Genomic DNA, 1,291 nt, shown 5'->3' with positions numbered 1-1,291 from the left:
CGACGCCGATCCCGCGCACGCTGGAGATGTCCCTGGCGGGCATCCGCGAGATGTCGACGATCCTGACCCCGCCGGAGGATCGCCACCCGATCCTGACCTACGTCGGCGCGTACGACGACAAGCAGGTCGGCGCGGCCATCCGGCGCGAGCTGCTGCGCGACGGCCAGGTCTTCTACGTCCACAACCGCGTCTCCTCGATCGAGAAGGCCGCGCGGCACATCCGGGAGCTGGTGCCGGAGGCGCGCGTCGTCACCGCGCACGGCCAGATGAACGAGGACAAGCTCGAAAAGATCATCCAGGGTTTCTGGGAGAACGAGTACGACGTCCTGGTGTGCACCACGATCGTCGAGACCGGCCTCGACATCTCGAACGCGAACACGCTGCTGGTCGAGCGCGGTGACCTGCTCGGGCTGGCCCAGCTGCACCAGCTGCGCGGCCGGGTCGGCCGTGGCCGTGACCGTGGGTACGCGTACTTCCTGTACCCCCCGGAGGCCCCGCTGACGGAGACCGCGCACGACAGGCTGGCGACGATCGCCCAGAACACCGAGCTCGGCGCGGGCATGGCGGTCGCGATGAAGGACCTCGAGATCCGCGGCGCGGGCAACATCCTCGGGGCGGAGCAGTCCGGCCACATCGCGGGCGTCGGGTTCGACCTGTACGTGCGCTTGGTCGGCGAAGCGGTCGACGCGTTCCGCCGGCACGCGGGCGCGGAGCCGGCGGAGGACGAGGAGCTGGCGGAGGTCCGCGTCGACCTCCCGATCGACGCCCACATCCCGCACGACTACGTCCCGGGCGAGCGGCTGCGGCTGGAGGCGTACCGCAAGATCGCGGCGGCACCGGACACCGAGGGCCTCGACGCGGTCCGCGAGGAGCTCATCGACCGCTACGGCCAGCCACCGGCGCCGGTCAACCGGCTCCTGTCGGTGGCGAAGTTCCGGCACACGTGCCGCGAGGCGGGCGTGACGGAGGTGGCGGTCCAGGGCAACACGATCCGGTTCGCACCACTGCCCCTGCTGGACTCGCAGATGGTGCGGCTGAAGCGCCTGTACCCGAAGGCGGTGTACAAGGCGGTGACGAACACGGTATCGGTGCCAAAGCCGACCGAAGGCCCGGCCGGCGGCCGCATCGGCGCCCCAACATTGCGCGACGAGGAACTACTGGACTGGTGCACGAAACTCCTGAACCAGCTGACGAAGAAACCAGCGGCTGTCTAGGGGGCGGCGAACGGCACGCGGCCGCCTGACCGGCACCCCACCCAGACCCCCCCACCGCCCCGATCCGAAGCCTGCAC

Annotated in this window: 1 protein-coding gene; it reads left to right on the top strand. The window is 70.3% G+C overall.

What is annotated here, in order from left to right; all coding sequences use genetic code 11:
- The coding region (locus tag CCN39_RS42125) for a TRCF domain-containing protein (protein ID WP_279629617.1) at window positions 1-1,214 on the top strand (1,214 nt) is incomplete at its 5' end.
- Window positions 1,215-1,291: the final 77 nt, after the last annotated feature.

It is taken from the genome of Amycolatopsis kentuckyensis (assembly GCF_002155975.1).
In the GTDB taxonomy this organism is placed as follows: Bacteria; Actinomycetota; Actinomycetes; order Mycobacteriales; family Pseudonocardiaceae; genus Amycolatopsis; species Amycolatopsis kentuckyensis.
This window is presented reverse-complemented; position numbering and strand designations above follow the sequence as displayed.